27 protein-coding genes and 1 pseudogene are annotated in these 24,434 nt (G+C 66.1%); 5 read left to right on the top strand and 23 right to left on the bottom strand.

The features are described 5' to 3' along the window. Window positions 1–78: 78 nt before the first annotated feature. From ACE3OO_RS09840 to tsaB, 16 genes and pseudogenes are all read right to left on the bottom strand, one after another. On the bottom strand, window positions 79–558 hold the full coding sequence (locus ACE3OO_RS09840; protein ID WP_374302288.1) for a DUF448 domain-containing protein: 480 nt from the start codon (window positions 556–558) through the stop codon (window positions 79–81). Beyond that, complete coding sequence (gene nusA / locus ACE3OO_RS09835) at window positions 551–2,083, bottom strand: transcription termination factor NusA (protein WP_374302285.1); 1,533 nt, start codon at window positions 2,081–2,083, stop codon at window positions 551–553. The genes ACE3OO_RS09840 and nusA overlap by 8 nt, the downstream gene beginning before the upstream one ends. A 49-nt stretch (window positions 2,084–2,132) precedes the next feature. Further along, a complete protein-coding gene (gene rimP / locus ACE3OO_RS09830) occupies window positions 2,133–2,684 on the bottom strand; it encodes a ribosome maturation factor RimP (RefSeq protein ID WP_374302282.1) in 552 nt (183 codons plus the stop codon). Window positions 2,685–2,887: 203 nt separating this feature from the next. Next, complete coding sequence (locus ACE3OO_RS09825) at window positions 2,888–3,550, bottom strand: CbtA family protein (RefSeq protein WP_374302280.1); 663 nt, start codon at window positions 3,548–3,550, stop codon at window positions 2,888–2,890. 27 nt (window positions 3,551–3,577) lie between these two features. Next, complete coding sequence (trmB, locus tag ACE3OO_RS09820; protein WP_374302278.1) at window positions 3,578–4,300, bottom strand: tRNA (guanosine(46)-N7)-methyltransferase TrmB; 723 nt, start codon at window positions 4,298–4,300, stop codon at window positions 3,578–3,580. An 18-nt stretch (window positions 4,301–4,318) separates the two neighbouring features. Then, entirely contained in the window at window positions 4,319–5,533 is a 1,215-nt protein-coding gene (gene metK, locus ACE3OO_RS09815) for a methionine adenosyltransferase (protein WP_374302276.1), read from the bottom strand. 158 nt (window positions 5,534–5,691) lie between these two features. After that, entirely contained in the window at window positions 5,692–6,138 is a 447-nt protein-coding gene (locus tag ACE3OO_RS09810) for a helix-turn-helix domain-containing protein (protein ID WP_374302274.1), read from the bottom strand. Between the two features lie 100 nt (window positions 6,139–6,238). Continuing rightward, window positions 6,239–7,825 carry an apolipoprotein N-acyltransferase gene (gene lnt / locus ACE3OO_RS09805; RefSeq protein WP_374302272.1) on the bottom strand — a complete coding sequence of 529 codons (1,587 nt, stop codon included), beginning with the start codon at window positions 7,823–7,825 and terminating at the stop codon, window positions 6,239–6,241. 1 nt (window position 7,826) lies between these two features. Then, the gene (locus ACE3OO_RS09800) at window positions 7,827–8,705 is read right to left on the bottom strand and encodes a hemolysin family protein (protein ID WP_374302270.1); all 879 of its coding nucleotides are present in this window, start codon (window positions 8,703–8,705) and stop codon (window positions 7,827–7,829) included. Between the two features lie 116 nt (window positions 8,706–8,821). Continuing rightward, window positions 8,822–9,301 (bottom strand): annotated as a pseudogene (gene ybeY, locus ACE3OO_RS09795) (rRNA maturation RNase YbeY); the annotation flags it as partial. Between the two features lie 9 nt (window positions 9,302–9,310). Beyond that, complete coding sequence (locus ACE3OO_RS09790) at window positions 9,311–10,378, bottom strand: PhoH family protein (RefSeq protein WP_374302268.1); 1,068 nt, start codon at window positions 10,376–10,378, stop codon at window positions 9,311–9,313. Window positions 10,379–10,425: 47 nt separating this feature from the next. After that, window positions 10,426–11,814 carry a tRNA (N6-isopentenyl adenosine(37)-C2)-methylthiotransferase MiaB gene (gene miaB / locus ACE3OO_RS09785; protein WP_374302266.1) on the bottom strand — a complete coding sequence of 463 codons (1,389 nt, stop codon included), beginning with the start codon at window positions 11,812–11,814 and terminating at the stop codon, window positions 10,426–10,428. A gap of 494 nt (window positions 11,815–12,308) precedes the next feature. Beyond that, a complete protein-coding gene (locus ACE3OO_RS09780; RefSeq protein ID WP_374302263.1) occupies window positions 12,309–13,196 on the bottom strand; it encodes a lysophospholipid acyltransferase family protein in 888 nt (295 codons plus the stop codon). 15 nt (window positions 13,197–13,211) lie between these two features. After that, entirely contained in the window at window positions 13,212–13,652 is a 441-nt protein-coding gene (locus ACE3OO_RS09775; protein ID WP_374302261.1) for a Fur family transcriptional regulator, read from the bottom strand. Window positions 13,653–13,792: 140 nt separating this feature from the next. After that, complete coding sequence (locus ACE3OO_RS09770; protein WP_374302259.1) at window positions 13,793–14,230, bottom strand: MucR family transcriptional regulator; 438 nt, start codon at window positions 14,228–14,230, stop codon at window positions 13,793–13,795. Between the two features lie 87 nt (window positions 14,231–14,317). Continuing rightward, entirely contained in the window at window positions 14,318–15,484 is a 1,167-nt protein-coding gene (gene tsaB / locus ACE3OO_RS09765) for a tRNA (adenosine(37)-N6)-threonylcarbamoyltransferase complex dimerization subunit type 1 TsaB (protein ID WP_374302257.1), read from the bottom strand. 29 nt (window positions 15,485–15,513) lie between these two features. Here tsaB and ddpX point away from each other — a divergent pair, with 29 nt between their 5' ends. Then, on the top strand, window positions 15,514–16,089 hold the full coding sequence (gene ddpX, locus ACE3OO_RS09760; protein ID WP_374302255.1) for a D-alanyl-D-alanine dipeptidase: 576 nt from the start codon (window positions 15,514–15,516) through the stop codon (window positions 16,087–16,089). On the opposite strand, the gene ACE3OO_RS09755 is transcribed toward ddpX, so the two are convergent. From ACE3OO_RS09755 to sppA, 5 genes are read right to left on the bottom strand one after another with little or no spacing between them, the layout of a single operon-like run. Continuing rightward, the gene (locus tag ACE3OO_RS09755) at window positions 16,044–17,198 is read right to left on the bottom strand and encodes an NAD(P)/FAD-dependent oxidoreductase (RefSeq protein ID WP_374302253.1); all 1,155 of its coding nucleotides are present in this window, start codon (window positions 17,196–17,198) and stop codon (window positions 16,044–16,046) included. The two genes, ddpX and ACE3OO_RS09755, sit on opposite strands and share 46 nt — an antisense overlap. A 28-nt stretch (window positions 17,199–17,226) precedes the next feature. Continuing rightward, on the bottom strand, window positions 17,227–18,180 hold the full coding sequence (locus tag ACE3OO_RS09750) for an ornithine cyclodeaminase family protein (RefSeq protein ID WP_374302251.1): 954 nt from the start codon (window positions 18,178–18,180) through the stop codon (window positions 17,227–17,229). Between the two features lie 10 nt (window positions 18,181–18,190). Beyond that, window positions 18,191–18,490, bottom strand: coding sequence for a hypothetical protein (locus ACE3OO_RS09745; protein ID WP_374302248.1), 300 nt, complete (start codon window positions 18,488–18,490; stop codon window positions 18,191–18,193). A 17-nt stretch (window positions 18,491–18,507) separates the two neighbouring features. Further along, window positions 18,508–18,816: an integration host factor subunit beta gene (gene ihfB, locus ACE3OO_RS09740; protein WP_374302245.1), complete on the bottom strand. Its 309-nt coding sequence runs from the start codon at window positions 18,814–18,816 to the stop codon at window positions 18,508–18,510. 41 nt (window positions 18,817–18,857) lie between these two features. Next, a complete protein-coding gene (gene sppA, locus ACE3OO_RS09735; protein WP_374302244.1) occupies window positions 18,858–19,787 on the bottom strand; it encodes a signal peptide peptidase SppA in 930 nt (309 codons plus the stop codon). Window positions 19,788–19,895: 108 nt separating this feature from the next. Here sppA and ACE3OO_RS09730 point away from each other — a divergent pair, with 108 nt between their 5' ends. Both ACE3OO_RS09730 and ACE3OO_RS09725 read left to right on the top strand, forming a co-directional pair. Beyond that, a complete protein-coding gene (locus ACE3OO_RS09730; RefSeq protein WP_374302241.1) occupies window positions 19,896–20,318 on the top strand; it encodes a hypothetical protein in 423 nt (140 codons plus the stop codon). Further along, complete coding sequence (locus tag ACE3OO_RS09725) at window positions 20,315–21,250, top strand: sterol desaturase family protein (RefSeq protein ID WP_374302239.1); 936 nt, start codon at window positions 20,315–20,317, stop codon at window positions 21,248–21,250. Before ACE3OO_RS09730 ends, ACE3OO_RS09725 begins: the two co-directional genes overlap by 4 nt. A gap of 5 nt (window positions 21,251–21,255) precedes the next feature. Here ACE3OO_RS09725 and ACE3OO_RS09720 read toward each other — a convergent pair whose 3' ends face one another. Both ACE3OO_RS09720 and ACE3OO_RS09715 read right to left on the bottom strand, forming a co-directional pair. Then, entirely contained in the window at window positions 21,256–21,819 is a 564-nt protein-coding gene (locus tag ACE3OO_RS09720; protein WP_374302237.1) for a PAS domain-containing protein, read from the bottom strand. Window positions 21,820–21,953: 134 nt separating this feature from the next. Then, the gene (locus ACE3OO_RS09715; RefSeq protein WP_374302235.1) at window positions 21,954–22,511 is read right to left on the bottom strand and encodes a sigma-70 family RNA polymerase sigma factor; all 558 of its coding nucleotides are present in this window, start codon (window positions 22,509–22,511) and stop codon (window positions 21,954–21,956) included. Between the two features lie 146 nt (window positions 22,512–22,657). Between ACE3OO_RS09715 and ACE3OO_RS09710 the strand changes: the two genes are divergently transcribed. Beyond that, window positions 22,658–23,239: an invasion associated locus B family protein gene (locus tag ACE3OO_RS09710; RefSeq protein WP_374302233.1), complete on the top strand. Its 582-nt coding sequence runs from the start codon at window positions 22,658–22,660 to the stop codon at window positions 23,237–23,239. A gap of 4 nt (window positions 23,240–23,243) precedes the next feature. Next, complete coding sequence (rlmN, locus tag ACE3OO_RS09705; protein WP_374302231.1) at window positions 23,244–24,434, top strand: 23S rRNA (adenine(2503)-C(2))-methyltransferase RlmN; 1,191 nt, start codon at window positions 23,244–23,246, stop codon at window positions 24,432–24,434.

Genomic DNA, 24,434 nt, shown 5'->3' with positions numbered 1-24,434 from the left:
GCACCAAACTCCGGCCCGCGACGCACCATCTAAGGCACGCCCCGGGTGATGGCACCCCCCACCCGGCCCGTCAACCGGCTAAATGCCGGTGCCGACAAGCCTGGCAAGCAATGCCAGATCGGCCGCCAGGCGGCCGGTGAACGGCGTGCGTTTCAGCGCCAGCCGTTCGAGGCCGAGCGGTGCTGCGTCGGCGACCAGCGCATCGCTGTCCACCGCCGCGGCTCCATCGGCCAGTACCAGCCCGGCACGCCGGGCCTTTGCAACCTGAGCAGCGGCATGCGCCGTCCAGGCTGTGATGCTGCGGGCCGCCAGATCCTCTGGCACCTGCAGCCTGCGTTTCGCGCCGCGGGCAAACGCGCCCTTGGCCCTGGCCGCCGCCACCGCATCGGGAGCCGGCGTCAGCCAGAGGCCGCGACCGGGAAACCGATGCGCCGGGTCTGGCACCACTGCGCCCGCCGCATCAACGGCAAACCGCAACAGCCGATCCGGCGTGGTCCGCGTGCCGCTGAGCAGACAGCGGCGCCGCGGGCCCGATACCAACGCCGCGCCGTCAGGCATCCGCCTGGCCGGCACCTTCCTCTTCGCCTTCGAACCAGTGCTGACGCGCCGCCATGATGATGGCGTTCGCATCGTCGTTCGACAGGCCCTCGCCGACGATTTCCTGCAATTCGTCGCCGGCCAGGTCGCCCAGGTCGTCCAGCGTCTTGACGCCCTTTTCGCCGAGCGCGACCAGCATCGCAGGCGTCAGCCCCTCGATCCCGGCCACCTCGTCGCTGACGCCCAGAGCCTTGCGCTTTTCCTCGAATTCGGAATTGCGCTTCTCGATGAATTCCAGCGCGCGCTCGTGCAGCTCGTTGGCAATGTCGCCATCGAAGCCCTCGATCTCGGCCAGCTCTTCAACCGGCAGATAGGCGAGTTCCTCGACCTTGGTGAAGCCTTCGGTGACCAGCAGCTGCGCGAGAGTCTCGTCCACGTCCAGCGAGTCGATGAACAGCTGGCTGCGCTCGCGGAATTCCTTCTGGCGACGCTCGGACTCTTCTTCCTCGGTCAGGATGTCGATGTCGTAGCCGGTCAGCTGCGAGGCCAGACGCACATTCTGGCCGCGGCGGCCGATGGCCAGCGAAAGCTGGTCGGTCGGCACCACGACTTCCACGGCATTGGCTTCCTCGTCCAGCACCACCTTGGCCACTTCGGCGGGAGCCAGCGCGTTGACGATGAAGGTGGCCGGATCGGGCGACCACTTGATGATGTCGATCTTCTCGCCCTGCAGTTCGTTCACCACGGCCTGCACGCGGCTGCCGCGCATGCCGACGCAGGCGCCGACCGGATCGATCGAGTTGTCGTTCGACAGTACGGCGATCTTGGCGCGGCTGCCCGGATCGCGCGCCACGGCGCGGATCTCGATGATGCCGTCATAGACTTCCGGCACTTCCTGGGCGAACAGCTTGGCCATGAACTGCGGATGCGAGCGCGACAGGAAAATCTGCGGTCCGCGCGGTTCGCGGCGCACGTCGTAGATATAGGCGCGGCAGCGGTCACCCTGGCGGAAGGTCTCGCGCGGCAGCAGCTCGTCGCGACGCAGGATCGCCTCGGCGCGGCCCAGGTCGATGGTGACGTTGCCGTATTCCACGCGCTTGACCAGACCGTTCACGATCTCGCCGATACGGTCCTTGTATTCGTTATACTGCCGCTCGCGCTCGGCCTCGCGCACCTTCTGCACGATCACCTGCTTGGCGGTCTGGGCGGCGATGCGGCCGAAATCGATCGGCGGCAGCGGCTCGGCGATCACGTCGCCCACCTGGGCGTCGGGGTTGCGGCGCTGCGCCTCGATCACGCCGATCTCGACGGCGTCGTTCTCGATCTTGTCGACCACCTGCAGATGCCGCTCCAGGCGAATCTCGCCGGTCTTGCGGTCGATCTCGGCATGGATGTCGTTCTCCAGGCCATAGCGCGAGCGCGCCGCCTTCTGGATCGCATCTTCCATCGCCATCAGCACGACGTCGCGCTCAATGGCCTTCTCGCGGGCCACGGCATCGGCCACCTGCAGCAGCTCGAGCCGGTTGAAACTGGTCACCGTTTCCATTGTTCCTGTTCCTCGAACTCGTTACCCGTACAAATCCCTGATTGAAACTTCACTCTGCTGCGCCCTGCTGCGCCGCGCCCGTCCGTGCCTGATCTTGGCGGCCGGCCAGCGAGGCGGCGATCAGGTCGTCGGTGACGACCAGCTTGGCATTGGCGATCTCGGCCACCGGCAGCGGCGTCTCCGCACCCGATTCCTCATCGGCCAGCAGCACGGTGTCGCCGCGCAGGCCCTTGAGACGACCGCGAAAGCGCTTGCGGCCATCCAGCGGCCGGGCCAGCTCGATCTTGGCCTCGAAACTCTTGAACCGCTCGAAATCGACTGGCTTCGTCAGCGGGCGGTCGAGGCCCGGCGAGGAAACCTCCAGCCGGTAGGCACCGCTGATCGGGTCTTCCACGTCCAGCAGGGCGCTGACCGCGCGGCTGACATCGGCACAGTCTTCCACCGTGATGCCGCCGTCATGGGGGGCACCGCCGGTGTCGCGTTCGAACATGATCTGCAGCACCGGGCGCTGGGCGCCAAGCAGCTTGACGCGCACCAGCTGAAAGCCCATGGCCTCCAGGGTGGGCGCGATCATGTCCGCAATCCGGGTCGCCGCATCCATGCGTGCGCAGTCGTCCTTAAAACTCAGGTTTGAAACCCGCCGGCCCGGTTCTGCCGGCAGGCTGCTAAACCCATACGGCACAAACAAAAAATGGGCCGACCGGCCCATATCCAATTTCCCGATCCGACCATGGACCAGGCCAGCAATGTCGGAGGCTGTTATAGCGGCAAATTCCGTCAATGCAAGGCTTTTCCGGCCTCGGCTCAGCCCTGCCGCTGGACCACCCGCCGGGCCGCCAGAACCGAGAAAAATCCCAGCAGCAGCCAGAACAGCAGGTCGAGCGCCAGGCTCAGTTCGACCCCGAGCGCGGCGTCCGTGGTCCCGGGCGCGAAGTCCAGCCCCGGATTCAGGCCGGCCAGGGGATCGTCGGCTTCCGCCGGCAGGGCGGTCCATTCCGGCAGGGAGGAAACCACCAGCATGGGCATGAGCAGCAGGCCGCCCCCCAGGATGCGGACATGCCGGCCGGGGTGGACCAGGCCGAGCACCGGGCGGCCAAGCCAGAGCAGGGCGAAGCCGATGCCGGTGCAAAGCGCGGTAAACAGCCAGATCAGCAAGCCCACGGCATCGCGCGGCCAGGCGCCGGGCAGTTCGAGCGGCAGAACCAGCCAGGGCATGAGCACCACCGTCAGGAATCCGCCCAGCCCCCAGGCGAGGCCGCCCGCATAACTGGGCACGCCGACCTGGCGGTAAATCAGCTGCAGGACCAATCCGCCGCCCAATCCGGTCACGATATGCTGCAGCAGAAAGGCCTCGCGGCCGGCAATATCGGGGGTGTCAGGCGGCGCTACCACCGCCTTGACGATCATCAGCACCAAAGTCGCGCTGATGGCGGCCATGGCCGCCGCAGCACCCAGCCGGAACGGCATGCGCCCTCCCCCGCAAGGATCGACCGGTCAGACCCGGCGCAATCGATAGTAGTGCGGAGTCCGGCCGGCGGCGATGGCTTTCTGTTCGTATTTGCTGGCCGGCCAGTCATCGGGTCGCCGCAGCCAGTCGGCACTGCCTTCCGCCAGCCATTCGAAACGCGGCTCAGCCAGGATATGGCGCAGCATCCAGCGCTGGTAATCCGGCACATCGGTCGCCACGCGCAGCTCGCCGCCCGAGGGAATCAGCCGCGCCCATTCGGCCAGCGTGTCGGTATTCACGATGCGGCGCCACTGGTGCCGCTTCTTCGGCCAGGGATCGGGAAACAGCGTGAAGCCGCGCTGCACCGATTTGTCGGGCAGCGCCTTGAGCAGCAGCCGGGCATCGTCGGTGAGGATGCGGATATTGTCACGATGATCGCCGCGCTCATGACGCTCGGCGATGCGCATCACCAGCTTGGCGACGCCATGCTCGTAGGGCTCGATGCCGATGAAGCCGATCTCGGGATGGCGTTCGGAGAGTTCAAACATGTGCCCGCCATCGCCGAAACCGACCTCGACCCAGTAGGCCTGTTTCGGACTGGCGAACAATGAAGCCGGATCGAGCGGCACGCCCGGCGCGGGCAGCGCGAAGGACACGCGCGGCATCCAGTCGCCGAAGCGGCTTTCGCGGGTGGGGGAAAGCTTGCGGCCGCGCCGGCGCCCGTAGATCAGGCGTCGCGGCGCGGCCGCATCATGGGACTCGTCAGACACGAAACCTCGTGTACGTCCTCAGCGGACGTTGAAGGCCGATTTCAGGTCCTTGACCAGATCGGTCTTCTCCCACGAGAAGCCGCCATCCTTGTCCGGCTTGCGGCCGAAATGGCCGTAGGCGGCGGTGCGGGCATAGATCGGGCGGTTGAGCTTGAGATGCTCGCGGATGCCGCGCGGCGACAGGCTCATCAGTTCCTGCAGCACTTTGGCGATCTTGTTCTCGTCGGCCTTGCTGGTGCCGAAGGTATCGACATAGACCGACAGCGGATGCGCCACGCCGATGGCGTAGGACAGCTGGATCAGGCATTTCTGAGCCAGGCCGGCGGCCACCACGTTCTTGGCCAGATAGCGCGCGGCATAGGCGGCCGAACGGTCCACCTTGGTCGGATCCTTGCCCGAGAAGGCGCCGCCGCCATGGGGCGCCGCGCCGCCGTAAGTGTCGACGATGATCTTGCGGCCGGTCAGGCCGGCATCGCCGTCCGGACCGCCAATGACGAAGCGGCCGGTCGGGTTGACGTAGAAATGCTCGTCATCGCACATCCAGCCCTTCGGCAGGGCCTTCAGCACATAGGGGCGCACGATGCGCTTGATGTCGCCCGATTCCAGCTCGCGGCCCTTCTTGTCCTTGAGCGCGTGCTGGGTCGAGACGACGATGGCGGTGGCACCGGTCGGCTTGCCGTTCTTGTAGAGCAGCGTGACCTGGCTCTTGGCATCCGGGCCCAGCAGCGGCTCCTTGCCGCTGTGGCGGGCATCGGCGAGCAGCTTGAGGATGTTGTGCGAGAGCTGGATCGGGGCCGGCATCAGTTCCGGCGTCTCGTTGCAGGCATAACCGAACATGATGCCCTGGTCGCCGGCGCCTTCGTCCTTGTTGCCGGCGGCATCAACGCCCACGGCGATATCGGCGGACTGGCCGTGCAGCAGCACGTCGACCTTGGCGGTCTTCCAGTGGAAGCCCTTCTGTTCGTAGCCGATCTTCTTGATGGTGGCGCGCGCCACCTCTTCGATCTTTTTCTTGTTCACCGCGCCCGACTTCGACACCAGGCTTTTCGGGCCGCGCACTTCGCCGGCAATCACCACGCGGTTGGTGGTGGTCAGCGTCTCGCAGGCCACGCGGGCATAGGGGTCTTCCTTCAGGAAGAGATCGAGCACGCCATCCGAAATCTGGTCGCAGACCTTGTCGGGATGGCCCTCGGAAACCGATTCACTGGTGAACAGATAAGAAGAACGCGCCACGATATTGTCTCCTCAAGCGGCCGCGCCAACCGGCCCGAAGCTCTTTCGCCCCGCACCGGCGTTTGGCGCACGCCGGGATTGGGAAATTGCGAAAGTTCGGTTATTTCGCAGAGCTAGGCTCAGGGGTCAAGTATAATGGGGCCGCCGGGATGAGCGATTCAGGCGGAATGCAGTGACCGTAATGGGGCCAGGTTCGCCTCTTCCGTCAACTCCTGGCCGCTCATGGCGCGCACCAGATCGATGATCCGCCGGCGCAGGCCGGGCTGGCGCAACTGGTGGAAGGCCCGCAGCAATTCCACATCCTCGCGACTGAAGGATGGCAGCTGGCCGTCAGGTGTTACCACCGGTTCCAGCAGGCGGCCGTTCCGCGATTCGACCGGCCGGCCCTCCAGGCCCTCGAAGAAATAGGCCGGCGGCACGTCCAGGATCGTGGCGAACTGGAACAGGCGGCTGGCGCCGATGCGATTGGCGCCTTTTTCGTATTTCTGGATCTGCTGGAAGGTCAGACCGACGAGCTGGCCGAGCCGGTCCTGGCTCATGCCGATCATCGCGCGACGCAGTTTCAGACGGTTTCCGACATGCACATCAACCGAATTCTTCGGCACTGGACTGTCCTTTATGCTTTCTGCCCGGCCGACCGGCCGGAGGAGGTGGGGTACCGCTTCTGCGAGCACCCGCTGAATAAAGCCGCCCCGTCGGGCTGGGTCAATGATTAATCCGCCTACGGTTAACCAAGCCGCCCAATAATACCAGCAGGGCGGCAAAGCCCAAGGCCGGCCAGTCACCCAAACGCGCATAAGGTGTTGCCGCATCCAGCGGCGCAGGCAACGGACCATCGACCACGCCCACCGCGTCGAGCCCCAGGCTGGCGATGATGCGGCCATACGGATCGACGATGGCGCTGATGCCGTTATTGGCGGCACGCACCAGCGGCAGGCCCTGCTCGACGGCGCGGAAACGCGCGGCCGCCAGATGCTGATAGGGGCCGGAGGAATGACCGAACCATGCATCGTTGGTGATGTTCAGCAGCCAGCGGACAGCTTTGCCATTGGCCGCAACCTCGGCCGGGAATATCGCTTCGTAGCAGATCAGCGCGCGCGCCGCCGGCAAGCCCGGAATTTCCATCGGAGCCGCGGACGCGCCTGACGAGAAATCGACGCTGCCGACGGCCAGGGCATCGAGGCCGAGCGGCCGCAGCAGGTTGCGGAACGGCAGGTATTCTCCGAAGGGCACCAGGTGAATCTTGTCATACTGCGAGGCCAGCGTGCCATCGGGGCCCAGCGCGAAGATGCTGTTGTAGAGCACCAGCTTCCGGTTCTGGTCAAAGCTCCTTCGGGGTGCGCCGGTGACCAGCGCGCCGCCAGTGGGCGCCAGCCGCGACAGCGCATCGCGCAGGGCGGTTTCCTCATCCAGCAGGTAGGGGATCGCGGTTTCGGGCCAGATGACGTGGGTGGGCGGCACCGCGGCCGGCTGGAGCGTGAGGGCAATATGGGCCTGCAGATGCTGTTGCCGCAGATCGTCGCGCCATTTCAGCGTCTGCGCCACGCTGGGCTGGACCAGGCGCAACTGCACGCCCGGCATCGACCCGAGCGGCGCCTGCCATACGCGCATCGCGCCAGCGCCGAGCAGCAGGACAAACCCGAACGGCAGCATCAGCGCGGCAAGACGCAGGCGGCGCGATACCGGCGGCGCGACGGCCAGCGCCAGGCCGCTGCAGGCCAGCATGGTGGCAAGGCCCAGGCCGTGGGTGCCGATCCAGGCCGCCGGCTGCATGGTGAACGACGAAGCAGCCCAGACATAACCGACCAGGTTCCATGGAAAGCCGGTCAGAACCCAGCCGCGCAGCCATTCGCCAAGCAGCCAGCCACAGGGCAGCAACAGATATCGCCAGGGCATGCTGCGGCCGCCGGCCAGATATCCAAGCCATGCGCCGCCGGCCGGAAACACCGCCAGCAGCAAAGGCAAGCCCAGAACCGGCAACGGCAGCAGGATGGCAAACCGTTCGGCATCGACGAAAAAGGCGATGCCAATCCAATACAGCCCGGCAACGAAATAGCCGTAGGCGAAGACATAGAGCGTGAAGAAAACGTGCCGCCGGCTGCGCCCGGGGCCGCTCCTGGGCCCGCCTTCGGCCAGAAGCTGCATGGCGATCAGCGCGAGCAGACCGAGTGGCCACAGAGAGAGCGGCGCCTGCGCGCCGGCCAGCAGCACGCCAAGCACCGCCGCCGCACCATAGCGGCGCCAGCCGCCCAGACCCTGCCAGCGGGCGATCAGCGCGGTCAGGCGGATCATGTCAGGCGGCGTCGGCGCTGGATTGCTGGGGCAGCGGGCGGATGCGCACACGCTTCACCCGGCGCGGATCGGCATCCAGCACATCGATGGTCAGGCCGGCGGGATGCTCGATCTGTTCGCCGCGCAGCGGCACGCGGCCCAGGTGCGACACGATCAGGCCGCCAACGGTATCCACATCCTCGTCCTTCTCCGGATCGAGCAGCTGGCGGCCGAGCTTTTTTTCCACATCCTCGATCGGGCAGCGGCCATGGGCCTCCAGCACGCCATCGGCGCGCTGGATCAGCAGGCCACCGGCCGCCTCGTCATGCTCGTCGTCGATTTCGCCGACAATCTGCTCGACCAGGTCCTCAATCGTCACCAGGCCATCCACGCCGCCGTATTCGTCGACGATGATCGCCATATGGATGCGGGTATCGCGCATCTCGCGCAGCAGTTCGAGCACCGATTTCGACGGCGGCACCACCAGCAGCTTGCGCACCACCTTTTCCAGCGCGAACCCGGTGCGTCCGGCAAGATAGGGCAGCACGTCCTTCACATGCAGCATGCCGATGACGTCATCCAGCGTCTCGCGATAGACCGGCAGACGGGAATGCTCGGCATCCACCAGGGTCTTCACCAGCTTCTCGAAATCGATATCCGCCGGCACGGCGATGATGTCGGTGCGCGGCACGCGGATTTCGCCCACCCGCATCTCGCCGACTTCCAGCACGTTGCGCAGCAGGGCGCGCTCGGCGGTTTCTTCCGGCGTGGTGGTGTCGTCGGCGTGCTCCTCCAGCAATTCCTCGATGCTGTCGCGCAGGCTTTCCTCGCTGCGCCCGCGCAGGAGCGTCAGCAGGCGCTGCCACAGGGTGTTGGCACCGTTTTCACGGGACTCGCTCATGCTGCCTTCTTCTTCCGCGCCGCAGGCTTTTTCGTTCGGGCCGGCGCGGCCTTCTTCTTTTTCACGGCCTTCTTCCTGGCCGCCTTCGGTTTCACCGGCAGCTTGCGCGCCAGCTGATAGGGATCGGCGACCTTCAGGCCGGCGAGAATATCCACCTCGCGCGGCTCCATCGCCGCCGCCTCTTCGTCGCTCATGTGGTCATAGCCAAGCAGATGCAGCACGCCATGCACGGCCAGATGCGTGACATGGTCGGCCAGGGTCTTGCCCTGCTCCTTCGCCTCGCGCCGGCAGGTGGCAAGACCCAATGCGATATCCCCCAGATAGGCCGGCGGCTTTGCCGGGTTCACCGCCGCGTCGGCAGGAAAAGACAGCACGTTGGTCGGCTTGTCCTTGGCCCGCCAGCCCGCATTCAGCTTGCGCATCTCGGCATCGTCGGTGAGCAGGATGCTCAGGCCGGTTTTGGCGTTTGCCGGCAGCTCGGCCTTCAGGGCCGTGCGCACGGCACGGCGCACCAGCGCCGCCGGACCGGGCAGGGCCGTGCGCCAGCCGGCGGCGGCAATACGGATATCGATGTCGATACTGGAACCCTCGGGCATGACGAAGACTCAGCGCCGCGGCCGGCCGGCGGCATCCGGCCGGGCCAGGCCCAGTTCCTGTTCGTGCTGGGAATAGGCCCGCACGATCTTGGTGACCAGCGGGTGGCGCACCACGTCGGCCTCACCGAAGCGCACGAAGGAGATGCCCTCGACGCCCTCAAGGATATCGAGCGCATGGCGCAGACCCGAAGGCACGCCGATGGGCAGATCGATCTGCGACAGGTCGCCCGTCACCGCCAGGCGCGAATTCTCGCCCAGACGGGTGAGCAGCATCTTCATCTGCACCGGCGAGGTGTTCTGCGCCTCGTCGAGGATGACATAGGCATTCGACAGCGTACGGCCGCGCATGAAGGCCAATGGCGCCACTTCGATCTCGCCGCTTTCCAGGCCCTTGGCGACCCGTTCGGCCGGCAGCATGTCGTAAAGCGCGTCGTATAGCGGGCGCAGATAGGGATCGATTTTCTCGCGCATGTCGCCGGGCAGGAAGCCGAGGCGTTCGCCGGCCTCCACGGCGGGCCGCGACAGAATGATGCGATCGACGCGGCCCTCCAGCAGCATGGAGACGGCCATGGCGACGGCGAGATAGGTCTTGCCGGTGCCGGCGGGGCCAAGCCCGAAGACCAGTTCGTGCTTCTGCAGGGCATCGAAATAGGTCTTCTGCGTCACCGAGCGCGGCAGGATGATGCGCTTCTTGGTGCGCACCGCGCCCTCGGGCAGTTTCTCGCCCTCGCGCGGCATGTCACTCGCCTTGTCCCGCAGCCTTGCCGTCACCGGTGCGTTCATCTGACCTCCCTGGATCATGCGAATGGCGCCATCGACATCGCCCATCTCGATCATCCGGCCGCCTTCGAGACGACCGTAAAGTTCGTTCAGCACCCGGCTGGCCTGCGCCTGTCCGTCGCTCGGGCCGCTGATCATCACGCGGTTGCCGCGCGGCGTCACCGCCACGCCCAGGCGTTCCTCGATGCGCGCCAGATGGCGGTCATGCTCGCCGAACAGCAACGCCAGCAGGCGGTTGTCGGCGAAATCGAGGATAGTCGGTTGGCCGGATGATTCCGGACCGCGCAGATCGCTCACAGGCTTCAGCCTTTCGGTTACCAGCAAATCCTTGTGCCGCGCCCGCGTCACGCCGCCTCGCGGCTGGCGCCGGCGACGACGCCGAACAGCGAATTGGCATGGCCGTCGGTGACTGTCACCGTGATGAAATCGCCGATCTTCACGGCCGGATCATTCAGCACGACCGACTGCATGTAAGGCGAGCGGCCCAGCAGCTGACCGGGCTGGCGGCCGGGGCGTTCGACCAGCACATCCATGCTGCGGCCGACGCAGGCGCGATTGAAAGCGGCCGACTGTTCCTGCAGCAGGGCCTGCAAGGCATACAGGCGCTCGGTGCTGACGGCATCGGACACCTGCTGCGGCATCAGGCTGCCCGGCGTGCCGGGCCGCGGCGAATACTTGAAGGAATAGGCCTGGGCGAAGCCGACATCGCGCACGAGCTGCAGCGTGGCCTCGAAATCGCGATCGCTCTCGCCGGGGAAGCCGGTGATGAAATCGGAGGTCAGCGCGATATCGGGACGGGCTTGGCGCAGTTTCCCGACGATGCGCAGATAATCCTCGGCGCGATGGCCGCGGTTCATCGCTTTCAGGATGGCATCCGAACCCGACTGTATCGGCAGGTGCAGGAACGGCATCAGGCCGGCCACGTCGCGATGGGCGGCGATCAGCTCGTCATCCATCTCGCGCGGATGCGAGGTGGTGTAGCGCCAGCGCAGTTTCGGATGCTTGTGGGCGAAACGGTCGTTCAGCTCGCGCAGCAGGCGCCCGAGCGACCATGATTTGCCGTCAGGGCCTTCGCCGTGCCAGGCATTCACGTTCTGGCCCAGCAGGGCGACCTCGACCGCGCCGGCATCGATCAGCCGTTCGGCCTCGGCGATCACGGCCGCCGCCGGGCGCGAATATTCGGCGCCGCGCGTATAGGGCACCACGCAGAAGGTGCAGAACTTGTCGCAGCCTTCCTGGATCGCCAGGAAGCCGACCGGGCCGGGCGGCGTGGCGACCTGTTCGGGCAGATGGTCGAATTTCGATTCGACCGGGAATTCGGTATCCAGCACGCCGCTGCCCTTGCCCGAGGCAAGCGCGCGGTGGCGTTCGGCTTTCGCCAGCAGTTCGGGCAGACGGTGATAGGCCTGCGGACCGACCACGAGGTCGACGAAGGGGGCGCGGGCGTGGATTTCCTCGCCCTCGGCCTGGGCGACGCAGCCGGCCACGGCGATGGTGACGTCGCCGCCGCGTTCGCGCGCCTCGGCCTTGCGGATGCGCCAGTGGCCCAGCTCGGAGAACACCTTCTCGGCGGCCTTCTCGCGGATATGGCAGGTGTTGATGATCACCATGTCGGCGTCATCGGGCGTCTCGGTCTTGGCGTATCCCAGCGGGGCCAGCACGTCCGCCATGCGGGCGGAGTCGTAGACGTTCATCTGGCAGCCGTAGGTCTTGATGAACAGCTTCTTGGCCAAGTCCGGGTTTCAGCGGGGCGAATCGCCAGACGGTGACGAGGCCCCAGACGCTCCTTGCGATGTTTCGACCGTTGCAACCTAGCATCCCGGGGCCGCCAAGCCAAGCGGAACGGCGGGCCCGCCAACACGGCGTCACAGATTCTTCACAGGAGAATCAATGGCTTAATGCCGCCTATTTGCGCCCAGGGGAGCGCCCGGCCGGCGCCTGGCCCGCCGCGATGCCGCCTGGCCCCGGCCAAACCTCGCCAATTATCGACAATAATCGCCAATGATCGACAATTATTGCCAATTCCGGCCAACCATCGCCAAAAGCGGCGGCAGGCGGGAAGCCGGCCAGATGCGCTGCCGAATGCGGGGCCAGAGAGGATGTGGCGCCGGCGACGCCCAGGATCAAGCCCAAGGGGATCAAGCCCAAGGGGATCAAGCCCTCCCCGGAATCAGACGCCGAGATCAGGCCCCAGGGGGATCAAGCCGGGGGGATCAAGCCGGGGGGATCAAGCCGGGGGGAGCGAGGCGGGTGTTTCTCCGGCCGCCGGCGCTGCCGCCACATGGCCATGCACATGATGGTGATGCGGCCTGGGCAGGCTGCGGTCGCCGGGGGCGCGGCCGGCATTGATGTCGCTCAGGCCTTCCAGCACGCGCTGGTGGCACCAGGCGGCCATGCCCTTGCGCGAGGCGAAATCCTCCATCGTCACCGGCTGGTGCAGTTCGACCACCGCCTCGCAGGGACCGGCCTTGAGGAAACGCCACAGATGCGGCACCAGGTCCTCGTCGCCGACCCAGGCGAAGATGCGCATCCAGCGCCGGCCGACCGGCATGTGGTTGAGCCGCGCATAGCCGATGCTGACCGGCTGGACATTCAGCATGCGGCCACGCACCGGATGCTCGGCGGCCGCGAAGAAGGCGGATTTGAAGCTGTGGATGCGCAGGCCGTCCGACGAGGTGCCCTCGGGGAACAGGATCAGGTTGTCGCCCTGCTCCAGCCGCTCGCGCATCTCGTCGCGATGCTCGGCGGTGCGGCGGCGGTTTTCCCGTTCGACGAAAACGGTGCGCTGCAGCCGCGCCAAGGTGCCGAAAAACGGCCAGGTGCCCACTTCATGCTTGGCGATGAAGCTGGCCGGCAGCACCGCCGACAGCACCACGATGTCGAGCCAGGAGATGTGATTGGAGACGAACAGCGTCGGCGCCAGCGCCGGCGCATGGCCGACGCGGCGCACCCGCACGCGCAGCAGCCAGGCGACGCTGCGATGATAGGCATGCGGCAGACTGCGCATCAGCGGGCTGCCCGTCTTGATCAGCAGGATCTGGACGGGGATCAGCAGCACCGTCCATGCCAGGAAGATCGCGAGGGTCAGGATTGCCCTTATGCTTGAAAGACTCATGTGGTCGGGCGGCGGTCAGCGACCGCTTTTGCCTTTCTTGCCGTCCTTGTCCTCAAGCGGCACGCCGAACAATTCAAGCCGGTGATCAACCAGCTTGTAGCCCAGACGGGCGGCGATCTTTTCCTGCAGCGCCTCGAGTTCAGGATCGTTGAATTCGATGATCTTGCCCGAACGCGTATCGATCAGGTGATCGTGATGCGATTCGGGCATCTCCTCATAGCGGGCACGGCCATCGCCCAGATCGAGCCGGCTGAGGATGCCGTTTTCCTCGAACATGCGGACCGTACGGTAAACCGTGGCAATCGAGATGCGCGGGTCCACCGCCACCGAGCGGCGGTGCAGCTCTTCCACATCCGGATGATCGTCGGACGCACTCAGCACACGGGCAATCACCCGGCGCTGGTCGGTCATCCGCATGCCCAGTTGTTCGCAGAGTTGTTCGAGACGGCTGCTCATCGGCCGGCTGCCCTTTTTATGCTGTTCAATCCCTGTCGAAGCGACCCGCTATTTCTAGCACGTCCCATCCATGGATGAAACGCACCGCTCCGGCTTTCCGGTCCTCAAATAAGCCTTTTGACCGTCAAAATCCAATGCCGTCAGCGGCGGCGGCGACCCTTGCCGAGGCCGATCTTCTTGGCCAGCACCTGACGATGCAGGGCGTAGTTCGGGGCGACCATCGGATAATCCGGCGGCAACCCCCAGCGTTCACGATATTGCTCGGGCGTCATCTTGTAATGGCTCATCAGATGCCGCTTGAGCATCTTCAGTTTCTTGCCGTCTTCCAGACAGACGATGTAATCGGGCGTGACCGATTTCTTCACCGCCACCGCCGGCTGCGGTTTTTCGCCGGCCGCGCCGGGCATCGGGGCCTGCAATGTGGCGGCAGCCGCACCGTCGATGCCGGCCAGCGTGGCATAAACCTGACGGATCAGCGCCGGCAGGTCGCCAGCCTCGATCTTGTTGTTCGAGACATGGGCGGCGACGACTTCAACCGTCAGCGCCAGCAATTCCGACCGGTCAGCGGCAGTGGCCATGATCCCGCTCCCAACATCTGAAGTAAAATGAAGTGATGCAGAAGTATAAAGGGCGGGAAGCCAATAAATCCAGCGATCAAATACAGTTCATTTTTTAGAATTGCTTGGAACTGACAATAAAAGCTGCATCACGACCGCGTCGCCGCCGGCGGCATAATAGCCGCGCCGGTGCCCCACGGCCGCGAATCCGAGGCCCGCATAAAGTGCCCGGGCGGCGGCATTGCCGTCGGCCACCTCGAGGAAGCAGCGCGCCACGCCGCGCCCGGCCAGTTGCGCCAGTCCGGCCTGCATCAGGGCCGCCGCCACGCCCAGGCGTCGCAGCCGCGGCTTGACGCCCAGCGTGATCACTTCCGCTTCATCGGCGGCGATGCGCAGCAGCAGCAGGCCGACCGGCTGGTCGCCGCTGACCGCCAGCAGGCAGAGCGCCCCCGGCATGGCCAGCAATTCGCGGAAACTCTGCGCGTTCCAGATCTCGCCGCGGGCATCCCCGGCAAAAGCCTCTTCATGCAGCAGCGCCAGGATATCGGCCGCCTCGGCGCCGCAGGGCTGCACCGTCACGCTCAGGCTGGCGCGCGGCTGCGTCACGGCGGGCAGGGCCGCATCGGGCGGGCGGATATAAAGCGGCGCCGGGGCATGCTGGGGACGCGGCTGCGCCAGCGCCAGCCGCGCGACGATCACCGGATCGGGATTCGGATCGGCGGGAGACAGCAGCAGATCGGCCCGACCCGCCGCCTGCTGCAACAGGGCAGCCCCGCTGCCGACCAAGACCGTGGCGCCGGCCGGCAAAGCCGCGACGGCGGCGTCGACCGGCAGAATCTGCGGCTCGGTCAGCGCAGACCCCAGACCGGCATCGGCGGCGGCAAAAACCTGCATATACACCTCGCCGCGACGCGCATCGATCACGGCCGCGACGTTCCGCCCGGGCTGTGCTGCGGCAAACGCCAGCGCCTGGGTGGTGATGACGCCATGCACCGGGCGGTTCAGCGCCAGGCCGAGCGCGCGCGCCGTGGCCAGCGCCGTGCGGATACCGGTGAAGGAGCCCGGACCGATGGTGGCCGCGATGGCATCCAGCTGGTTCAGCGCGATGCCGGCGGCCGCGCGCGTTTGCTCCAGCACCGGCAGCAGGCGTTCGGCATTGCCCTTGCCGCCCGGAGAAACGACGCGCGCGAGCACACGCCATTCATCGCCGGACACGCCCTCCAGGATCGCCGCCGAACAGGCATCCAGCGCGGTATCGATGGCGAGCAGCTTCACGGCCGCGATCCGCAATGGTAGGAGAAGGCATGACCGCGCCTTCCCCACACAATGCCGGCCTGGTCGAGATCGCCGGCCCCGATTATCCGGTGCTGATCGACATGCGCTATGCCGGCGCCGACAACATCACCGGCCGGCCGATCTACCAACGCCCGGCCTGCTTCCTGAACGCCGAAGCCGCCGAACTGTTGCGGCGCGCCGTTCAGCTGGCCGCGCAGATGGAGCTGCGGCTGAAAGTCTTCGATGCCTTTCGCCCCACCGAGGCGGCCTGGGCTTTGTGGAACCATAATCCCGATCCGAATTTCCTGGCCGATCCGCGCAAGGGTTCGCCCCATTCGCGCGGCGCGGCAGTGGATGTCACGCTGGTCGATGCCGATGGCCGCGAGCTGGACATGGGCACCGATTTCGATGCCTTCACGCCGCTCGCCTTCCACGGCAATCTCGATATCACGCCCGCGCAGCAGAAAAACCGCGCCCTGCTGCTGGGCGTCATGACCGCCGCCGGCTGGGACTTCTACCGCAACGAATGGTGGCACTACCAGCTTTTCCAGCCGCGCCGCTATCCGCTGCTGTCGGATGCGGCGGCCGGCACGTCCATGATGTGACCGGCGGCCCAGCGCGCGGTCGTCTCGAACTCCGCCTTCTCCTGCAGCACGGCGCCGATCTTCTCGCCCAGCGCCGGGCCGAACTTGAAGCCATGGCCCGAGGTGCCGCACAGCGCATAGCCGCGCGCGCCGATGCGGCGGAACTGAAAGCGTTCCTCTGGTTCGACATCGTAGAAGCAGGTCTTGCCCTGCAGGATGCGATAGTTTTCCAGCCCAGCGATGCGGTGACGCGCGTTATCCAGGATGGCATCGATCTCGGCCGGTGACGGATCGCGATTGCCGTCCGGATCGGCGGTGGGGCCGAAACGATGGTCGCTGATTTTCAATCCCGTGCGCATGCCATCGCGCGTCACGCGCGGCGGCACCAGGTAGAATCCCTTCGTCGCGCCGATCTCGAGCAGCATGGGCGCGGCATGCCAGGCGGCGGTGAATTCCGCCGGCGGCTGCAGATAGACGACGCTCTGGCGCGAAGGCCGCGACACCGGCGCCAGATCGGGCAGCAGCCGCCCGGTCCATGGCCCGGCGGCGATCAGGATGCGGTCGGCACGCAGGCTGTTGCCATCGGCAAGCTTCAGGCTGCCGGCTTCGGCGTCGACGGCGGCGACCGCCTTGCCGGTCAGCAGCGGCACGCCGCGTTCGCGCAGGTGGCTGCTCAGGGCCGCGATGATCGATTCGGCAAACAGCGCGCCGCCCGAGGGACAGTAATAGGCATCCTCCAGCCCGTCGCCGACCAGCATGGGCCAGCGGCCCGTCACCGTCTCGGCATCGAAAGACAGATGCTCGATCTCTTCGGCTGCCAAGGCGACGACGCATTCCTTGGCCCAGCCATCGCCCGGACCGCTGAGGACCAGCGTGCCGGTCTCGGCATAGAGCCGCATCTTGAGATCGCCCCACAGCCTTTCCCAGCCGTGATAGGCCTCGCGCACCATGCGCAGATAGCCACGTTGCGCGCCGTAGGGATAGCGGATCAGGCGGTGCTGATCGACCGAGCTGCCCAGCGGATTGGGCAATGCCCCCTGCTCCACCACGCTGACATCGACACCGGCGCGCTTGAGCGCCCAGGCCGTGCACAGCCCGACGATGCCACCGCCAACGATGATGGTTTTCATATCCGCCCGCTCGTTGTCATTCGTTGGGTCATTCGTTGGCCAGAACGCTTTCCGCCACCAGTTCGGCGGCCGCCAGATCCTCCAGCGCCGTCCCGACCGATTTGAACAGCGTGATCTCGCCGTCATCGCGCCGCGCATAGACATCCGCGCGGCACAGGTCGAACAGGTCGCCGCGCACCTGCTCGGGCGTCAGCAGGCCATGCTTCAGCGGCACAACCAGATCACCCGCCTCTTTCAGCGCGCCGGTGCGGGTATCGACCCAGACGGATGCGCGCTGCAACGCGGCATCGTCGGCCTCGCGCATGTCGGGCGTGAAACCGCCCACCAAGTCGACATGGGTGCCGGGCCGCAGCCAGTCGCCGCGCACCAGCGGTTCGCGACTGAGCGTGGCGCAGGAGATCGTATCGGCGGACCGCACGGCGTTTTCCAGATCGTCGACCACGGCGATCGACGCGCTGAGGTCGGTGAGCTTTTCCGCGATCGCCTCGGCACGGAAACGGTTGCGGTTCCAGATTTCGATGCGCTTGTAGCGCCGCACCGCGCAATGGGCGCGGATCAGGTGCGGCGCGAGTGAACCGGCACCGACCATCAGAAGCTGTTTCGCATCGCGCCGCGCCAGATAATCGGCCGCCAGCGCCGAGGCGCAGCCGGTGCGCCGCAAGGTGAGCGCCACGCCATCGATCACCGCCTTCGGCGTGCCGGTTTTCGCATCGAGCAGCAGATAGGAGCCGGTGACCGAAGGCAGGCCGAGTTTGGCGTTGTCGGGATAGACGCTGACCGCCTTGATGCCGATATGGCCGCCTGGAATCCAGGCCGGCATCACCAGCAAGGTGCCGCCGGCACCGCCGGCGGGATCGTCGATACGGAAATGGCTGCGCAGCGGTGTCTGGCCGCCTTCGCTGCGAAAGGCGTTGCGCAGATGCTGGATCAGTTTTCCGTACGGCAGGGCCGCATGGACGGCAGCGGCTTCGATGCTGCGCATCAGGGCTGCCCTAGACCGCCGGCGGCGGCACGGATGGCAGCGTGCCGGCCGGTTCGGTCGAAGCTGCGGCCGGCTTCTGCGCGGCGATCTGGCGCTTGCGCCGGGCCGCCGACCAGGCATTCAGCCGGCCGAGAATGGCACCGACCACCAGGCCGGCCAGAAAAACCAGGAAGACCAGCAGATACAGCGGCAGATCGAGGATGAAGGGCAACGGTTCAAGGCTGACGGCAACGCCCTGGCGGTTGGAAACCGCGAAGACCACCAGGATGATCAGCAGCAGGGCAGCGAACAGGACGCGCAGAAAGCGCATGGCGGCCCCTTATCGGATCAGTCGTCGGAATCCGCGTTCTGGTCGCCCGACAGGTTGAGCTTCTGACGCAGCTCCTTGCCGGTCTTGAAGAACGGCACGAATTTCTCCTGCACCTCGACAGCGGCGCCGGTGCGCGGATTGCGGCCGGTGCGCGCCGGGCGGCGCTTGACCGAAAAGGCTCCGAAACCGCGCAATTCAACGCGATCGCCACGCGAGAGTGCGTTGGCGATTTCATCGAAAATGGTGCCGACGATCCGCTCGATATCGCGTTGCGTCAGATGCTGGTTACGTTCGGCCAGACGGTTGATGAGTTCGGACTTGATCATCGGCGTTTCCCTGCGCAGCGGTGGCGGGGCCCCCTCGTTCTTTACTCAGGGTGCCAAAGGGAGATCAGCCCGTCAAGCTTAAGCCGTTCGGAGAAAAGGCTTTTTCCAATCAGAGTGGCAAAGGCGCGACTACCGACCCCGTCCAGCCAGCCCGTCGGGGGCTCGGACGGGATGTCGCGAAGGGGCAATTCAGAGGCGATTCCCCGATTCCGGGCCAGCCAGTCGCGGGCCTCGGCCAGGCCGCCCAGACCGTCGATCAGCCGGTTTTCCAGCGCCGCCCGGCCGGAATAAACCCGCCCGTCGGCCAGCCGGGCCACCGTTTCGGGCGGCAGATTCCGGCGTTCGGCCACCAGATTGACGAACCAGACATGGGTTTCCTGCACCATCCGCTGGATCTGGGCGCGGCCCTCCGGGCTCATCGGCCGGGTCGGGTTGGGCTCGGCCTTGAGCGGGCCGGAGACGATGGTTTCGGCGCTGACCCCGATCTTTTCCATCAGTTTGGAGAATTCCGCGGTCTGGAACAGCACGCCGATCGAACCGGTGAGCGAAGTCTCGCGCGCCAGGACCTGGTCGCCGGCCACCGCGATCATGTAGCCGGCCGAGGCGCCCAGGGTGCCGATCACCGAGACGACGGGCTTATGCTCGGAAACCTTGCGGATCGCCTGGAACAGGGCTTCGCCGCCATAGGTGCTGCCGCCGGGACTGTTGATATGAAGGATCAGGGCCTTCACGCGATCATCGGTGGCGGCCTCGTCCAGCTTTTCCATCCACCAGTCGTTTTCGGCGATGACGCCGTTGATCTCCAGGCGGGCGACATGGGCCTGGTGGCGGCGGATCACGTTGCCCGGATCGGCCCAGTACAGGGCCCCCAGGGCGGCGGCCACGATGGCCAGCACGGCAACAAGGCGCCACCAGTTCAGGCGGCGGGTCAATCGGCGGCGTTCCAGCCAGGCATCAGTATCGTTCGACATGGCGACAAAGTAAGGGCCTGCCGCCGGCTTGCCAAGAGAGCCGGCCGCGCATCGCCACATGCCGGCATCGCCGCTTGCTGGCCGTGGCAAAGCCGGCATACTGCGGCCATGGCATTGCCGCTTGATCCGACCGTGCCGCTGGCCGGCATCGCGATGATCCTTCTGCTGGTCTGGCTGACCGGCGGCAACCGTTGCGCGCTGCTCGCCGGCCGCGACGATGCCGCCGCCCTGCTGGCCGCACCCGAAACCGGATTCCTGGCGGCCGACATCGCCGTGTCACGGACCGGCGACTGCGCCATTGCGCGCGACGGCCAGGGCCATCTCGCCATGGTGTTCACCAGCGGCGCGAAGCTGGCCGTGCGCAAACTGCAGCGCGGCGACATCGCGACGGTGACGCTGACGCCGCAGGATGACGGCAGCGCCATGCTGGCAATCCGCACGCAGGCCTTCACGCATCCCGATTTCGTGCTGCGGCTGGACCAGGCCGCGGCGGAAGACTGGCGCCGGCGCGTCACGGAGATGCCGGCATGAGCGATCTGGCTTTCACGCTGCCCGATCCGGTGATCCTGGCGATTCCCGCCTTTGTCGGGCTGGCTGCGCTGGAAATCCTGGTGGCACGCCTGCGCCGGCATCCGGCCTACGAACTGCGCGACACCGCCGCCTCGCTGACCATGGGCCTGGTCAACCTGGTGCAGGCCGTGCTGTTTTCCGGCCTGATCTGGTGGAGCCTGCAGGCCACGCATCAGTGGCGGCTGTTCGACCTGCCCTTCACGATCTGGACCTGGGTCGCGCTGCTGTTCGCCGAGGATCTCGTCTATTACTGGTTCCACCGCCTGAGCCACGAGCATCGCATCTGGTGGGCGGCGCATGTGAACCACCATTCGTCGCAGCATTACAATCTGTCGACGGCGCTGCGGCAGCACTGGACCGGCAACCTGGTCTTCACCTGGGCGCTGTGGCTGCCGCTGGCGCTGGTCGGGTTTCCGCCGGCGCTGATCGTGTTCCAGAAGGGCATCAGCCTGGTCTACCAGTTCTGGATCCACACCGAGCAGATCCGCCGCCTGCCGCGCTGGTTCGAGGCCGTCTTCAACACGCCATCGCATCACCGCGTGCATCATGCCACCAACCCGCGCTACCTGGACCGCAACTATGCCGGCATCTTCATCATCTGGGACAAGCTGTTCGGCAGCTTCGCGCCGGAAGACGATGCCGAACCCTGCCGCTATGGCATCGTGAAGAATCTGGGCAGCTTCAATCCGCTGCGCATCGCCTTCCATGAATGGGTGGAGATCGGCCGCGACCTGCGCCGCGCCGCATCGCTGAAAGAGGCGCTGGGCTATCTGTTCGGCCCGCCGGGCTGGCAGCCCGGCGGCAGCGGCGTGACGTCGGATGTTTTGCGCGCCCGCTGGCAGGCGGACCAGGCCGCAGTGAAGACAACCGCCGAGAAGACCGCCGCCGAATAGGATCGCTACAGCGCGTCGAGCATGCCGCGGAAGGTGGCCTGCAACACGCCTTTTTCCAGGGCCTGCATCGGGATGAGCTGCGGCTCGGGCTGTTTCGCCGGCGCCGCCGAAACACTCCAGCTTACGGCACCCAGCACAAAGGCGACGCGCCGGGCATCGGCATCGGCGGCCACCGGCAGCAACAGACGGCGCACGCGGCTCATGCCTTCCTCGGGCCAGCGCTGCGTGCTTTCGGCATAGAGCGGCTGCGCCCTCCCGATCACGATGGCGTAAAGCTGCTCCATATGCTGGCGATAGGGACCGCTGTAGATTTCGGCGCTGGTCTTGCCGGTGGCGTCGCGCTTGAAGCGTTGCACCAGTTCGGTGCCGACCAGGCGGAAACGCACCACCTGGCCCTCGCCGGTCGGCTCGGCCAGCGCCAGGAACGGCAGCAGGCGGCGCGGCATGTCGAGCGGATCGATCGTGCTGCGGAGCGGCATCGCATCCTCGACCCGCCTGGCCGACCAGTAGGCCGCCAGATTGAGCAGGATGCGATCATCGGCGAAGGGAAGCGGGAGGCCGGCGGTCACTCAGGTAACAAATGCGTGATGTGCGAATCGGTTCAGGGGAAAGGTGACGCGACAGTCAGACAAATTTCATTTTATTACAATGACTTGCAACCTAACGGCGAATCGTTATCAGCGGAAATATCGCCAAAGGCCGGTCAGGCCCCGTTTCCTTCACCGTCAAGCTGTGTCCGCAACCGGGCCAGGGCGAGGCGGATACGCGATTTCACCGTGCCCAGCGGCAGGTTTTCCCGCTCGGCGATGGCGCGGTGCGACAGGTCGCTGAAAAAGGCGAGCTGCAGCAGATGGGTCTGCTCGGCCGGCAGGCTCTGCATGGCGCGGCGCAGGCGTGCCTCGACTTCCGCCTGATCGACGCCGCTGTCGGGCGATGGCATGTCGTCGGGCACCAGGGCCGGGTCGTTGGGATCGATCTCGGGCCGTTTTTCGCGGCGCAGGCGATCGATCCACTTGTTGCGCGCGATGGTGAACAGCCATGTGGCCACCGAAGCCTGCGCCGCATCAAAGGTGGCGGCGCGACGCCAGGCGGAAATCAGGCTTTCCTGCGCCAGTTCCTCGGCGACATCTTCCGCGGCACCGTGGCGCATCATGTAGGCTTTCAGCCGCGGCGCGAAATGATCATACAGCGTGGCGAAAGCGGCACGGTCGCCGGCTTCGGCCACAGCCTGCATCAGCGCCGCCTGCCTGTCGCGATCCATGCCTCCCGTTCCCATGCCGCCATGCTGCGCGAAGCCGACAGATAAGGCAAGGCAGCCAAGGATTTAAGCGCCATACCCTTGACTTGCCATGATGTTGCCATGAAATCGGGTGGAAATCCCCCAGCACCGCAGCTATGTTCCCCGCCATGACCGACAACAAGGCTTATCGACTGGCAGCTCCGCTGCTCGCCTCGCTCCTCCTTTTCCTGCCGGCCGGCTCTGGCGATGCCCAGGCCCAGTCGAAACCGCAGAACAAGCAGAGCGCGGCCAAAAGCGAGACCAAGCGCATTGGCAGCTTCTCGGGTTGGGATGCCTATGAGCATACCGACAAAGGCGCCAAGCTGTGCTACCTGCACGCCCAGCCGGAGAAGAAAGAACCGGCCGCGGCCAAACGCGGCGAGATCTATATCCTGGTGACGCACAAGCCCAAGGAAAAGATCCGCAACGAGGTGAGCATCTACTTCGGCTATCCGCTGAAGGAGCAGGCGCCCGCCCAGGCGGTGATCGGCACGGCCACCATCGAGATGTTCACCCATCAGGAAGCGGCCTGGGCGGCGGATTCCGCCACCGACCAGAAGCTGGTGGATGCCCTGCGCAAGGGCAAGACGCTGGTGGTCAAGGGCGAGTCATCGCGCGGCACCAAGACCACCGACACGTATGACCTGAAGGGCTTCGGCCCCGCGCTGCAGGCGATCGACAAAGCCTGCGGCATGGGAGCCACCTCATAACGCCATGACCGCGATCGTACCCGATATCGCCGCCCGCGCCGGCACCCCGGCCGCAGCCGCCACGGGTCACACCGACCTGCTGGGCCTGACGCGCGCGGAAATCGCCGCCGCCCTGGTGGCCGCCGGCGAGCCGGAAAAAAGCGCGAAGATGCGCGCCAACCAGCTCTGGCACTGGATCTATTATCGCGGCAGCCGCGATTTCACCGCGATGACCACGCTGGCCAAGGATATGCGCGAGCGCCTGGCCGACCGTTTCACCGTGGGCCGGCCGCAGGCCAGCCGCGACCTGAAAAGCGTGGACGGCACGCGCAAATGGCTGCTGAAATTCGCCGATGGCGAAGAGGCCGAATGCGTGCATATCCCGGAAGACGATCGGGGCGCGCTGTGCGTTTCCAGCCAGGTCGGCTGCACGCTGACCTGCAAATTCTGCCATACCGGCACGATGAAGCTGGTGCGCAACCTGGATGCCGGCGAGATCGTCGGCCAGGTGATGCTGGCGCGCGACCACCTGGAGGAATGGCCCTCGCCCAAGGATGGCCGCATGCTGTCGAACATCGTGATGATGGGCATGGGCGAGCCGCTGTACAATTTCGACAACGTGTCGAAGGCCCTGAAGATCGTGATGGACAACGAAGGCATCGCGATTTCCAAGCGCCGCATCACGCTGTCCACCGCCGGCGTGGTGCCGATGATCGAACGCTGCGGCGCCGAGCTGGGCGTCAACCTGGCGATCAGCCTGCATGCCGTGCGCGACGACATCCGCGACGTGATCGTGCCGATCAACAAGAAATACCCGATCAAGGAGCTGCTGGCCGCCTGCGCCGCCTATCCCGGCCTGAGCAACGCGCGCCGCATCACCTTTGAATACGTGATGCTGAAAGGCGTAAACGACACGCCCGCCGATGCCAAGGAACTGGTGCGGCTGCTGAAGGGCATTCCGGCCAAGGTGAACCTGATCCCGTTCAATCCCTGGCCCGGCGCGCCCTATGAATGTTCCAGCGACGAGGCGATCCGCAAGTTCAGCGACATCGTGTTCAATGCCGGCTATTCCTCGCCGGTGCGCACGCCGCGCGGCCGCGACATCATGGCCGCCTGCGGCCAGCTCAAGTCGGCCAGCGTGAAACGCAGCAAGGCCGACATCCTGCGCGAGCAGGCCGCCAAGGAAGCCGCCGCCGTTGCGGCCCTGCCGGCCTGA

This window comes from Ferrovibrio sp. (genome assembly GCF_041906005.1).
Taxonomy (GTDB): Bacteria; Pseudomonadota; Alphaproteobacteria; order Ferrovibrionales; family Ferrovibrionaceae; genus Ferrovibrio.
This window is presented reverse-complemented; position numbering and strand designations above follow the sequence as displayed.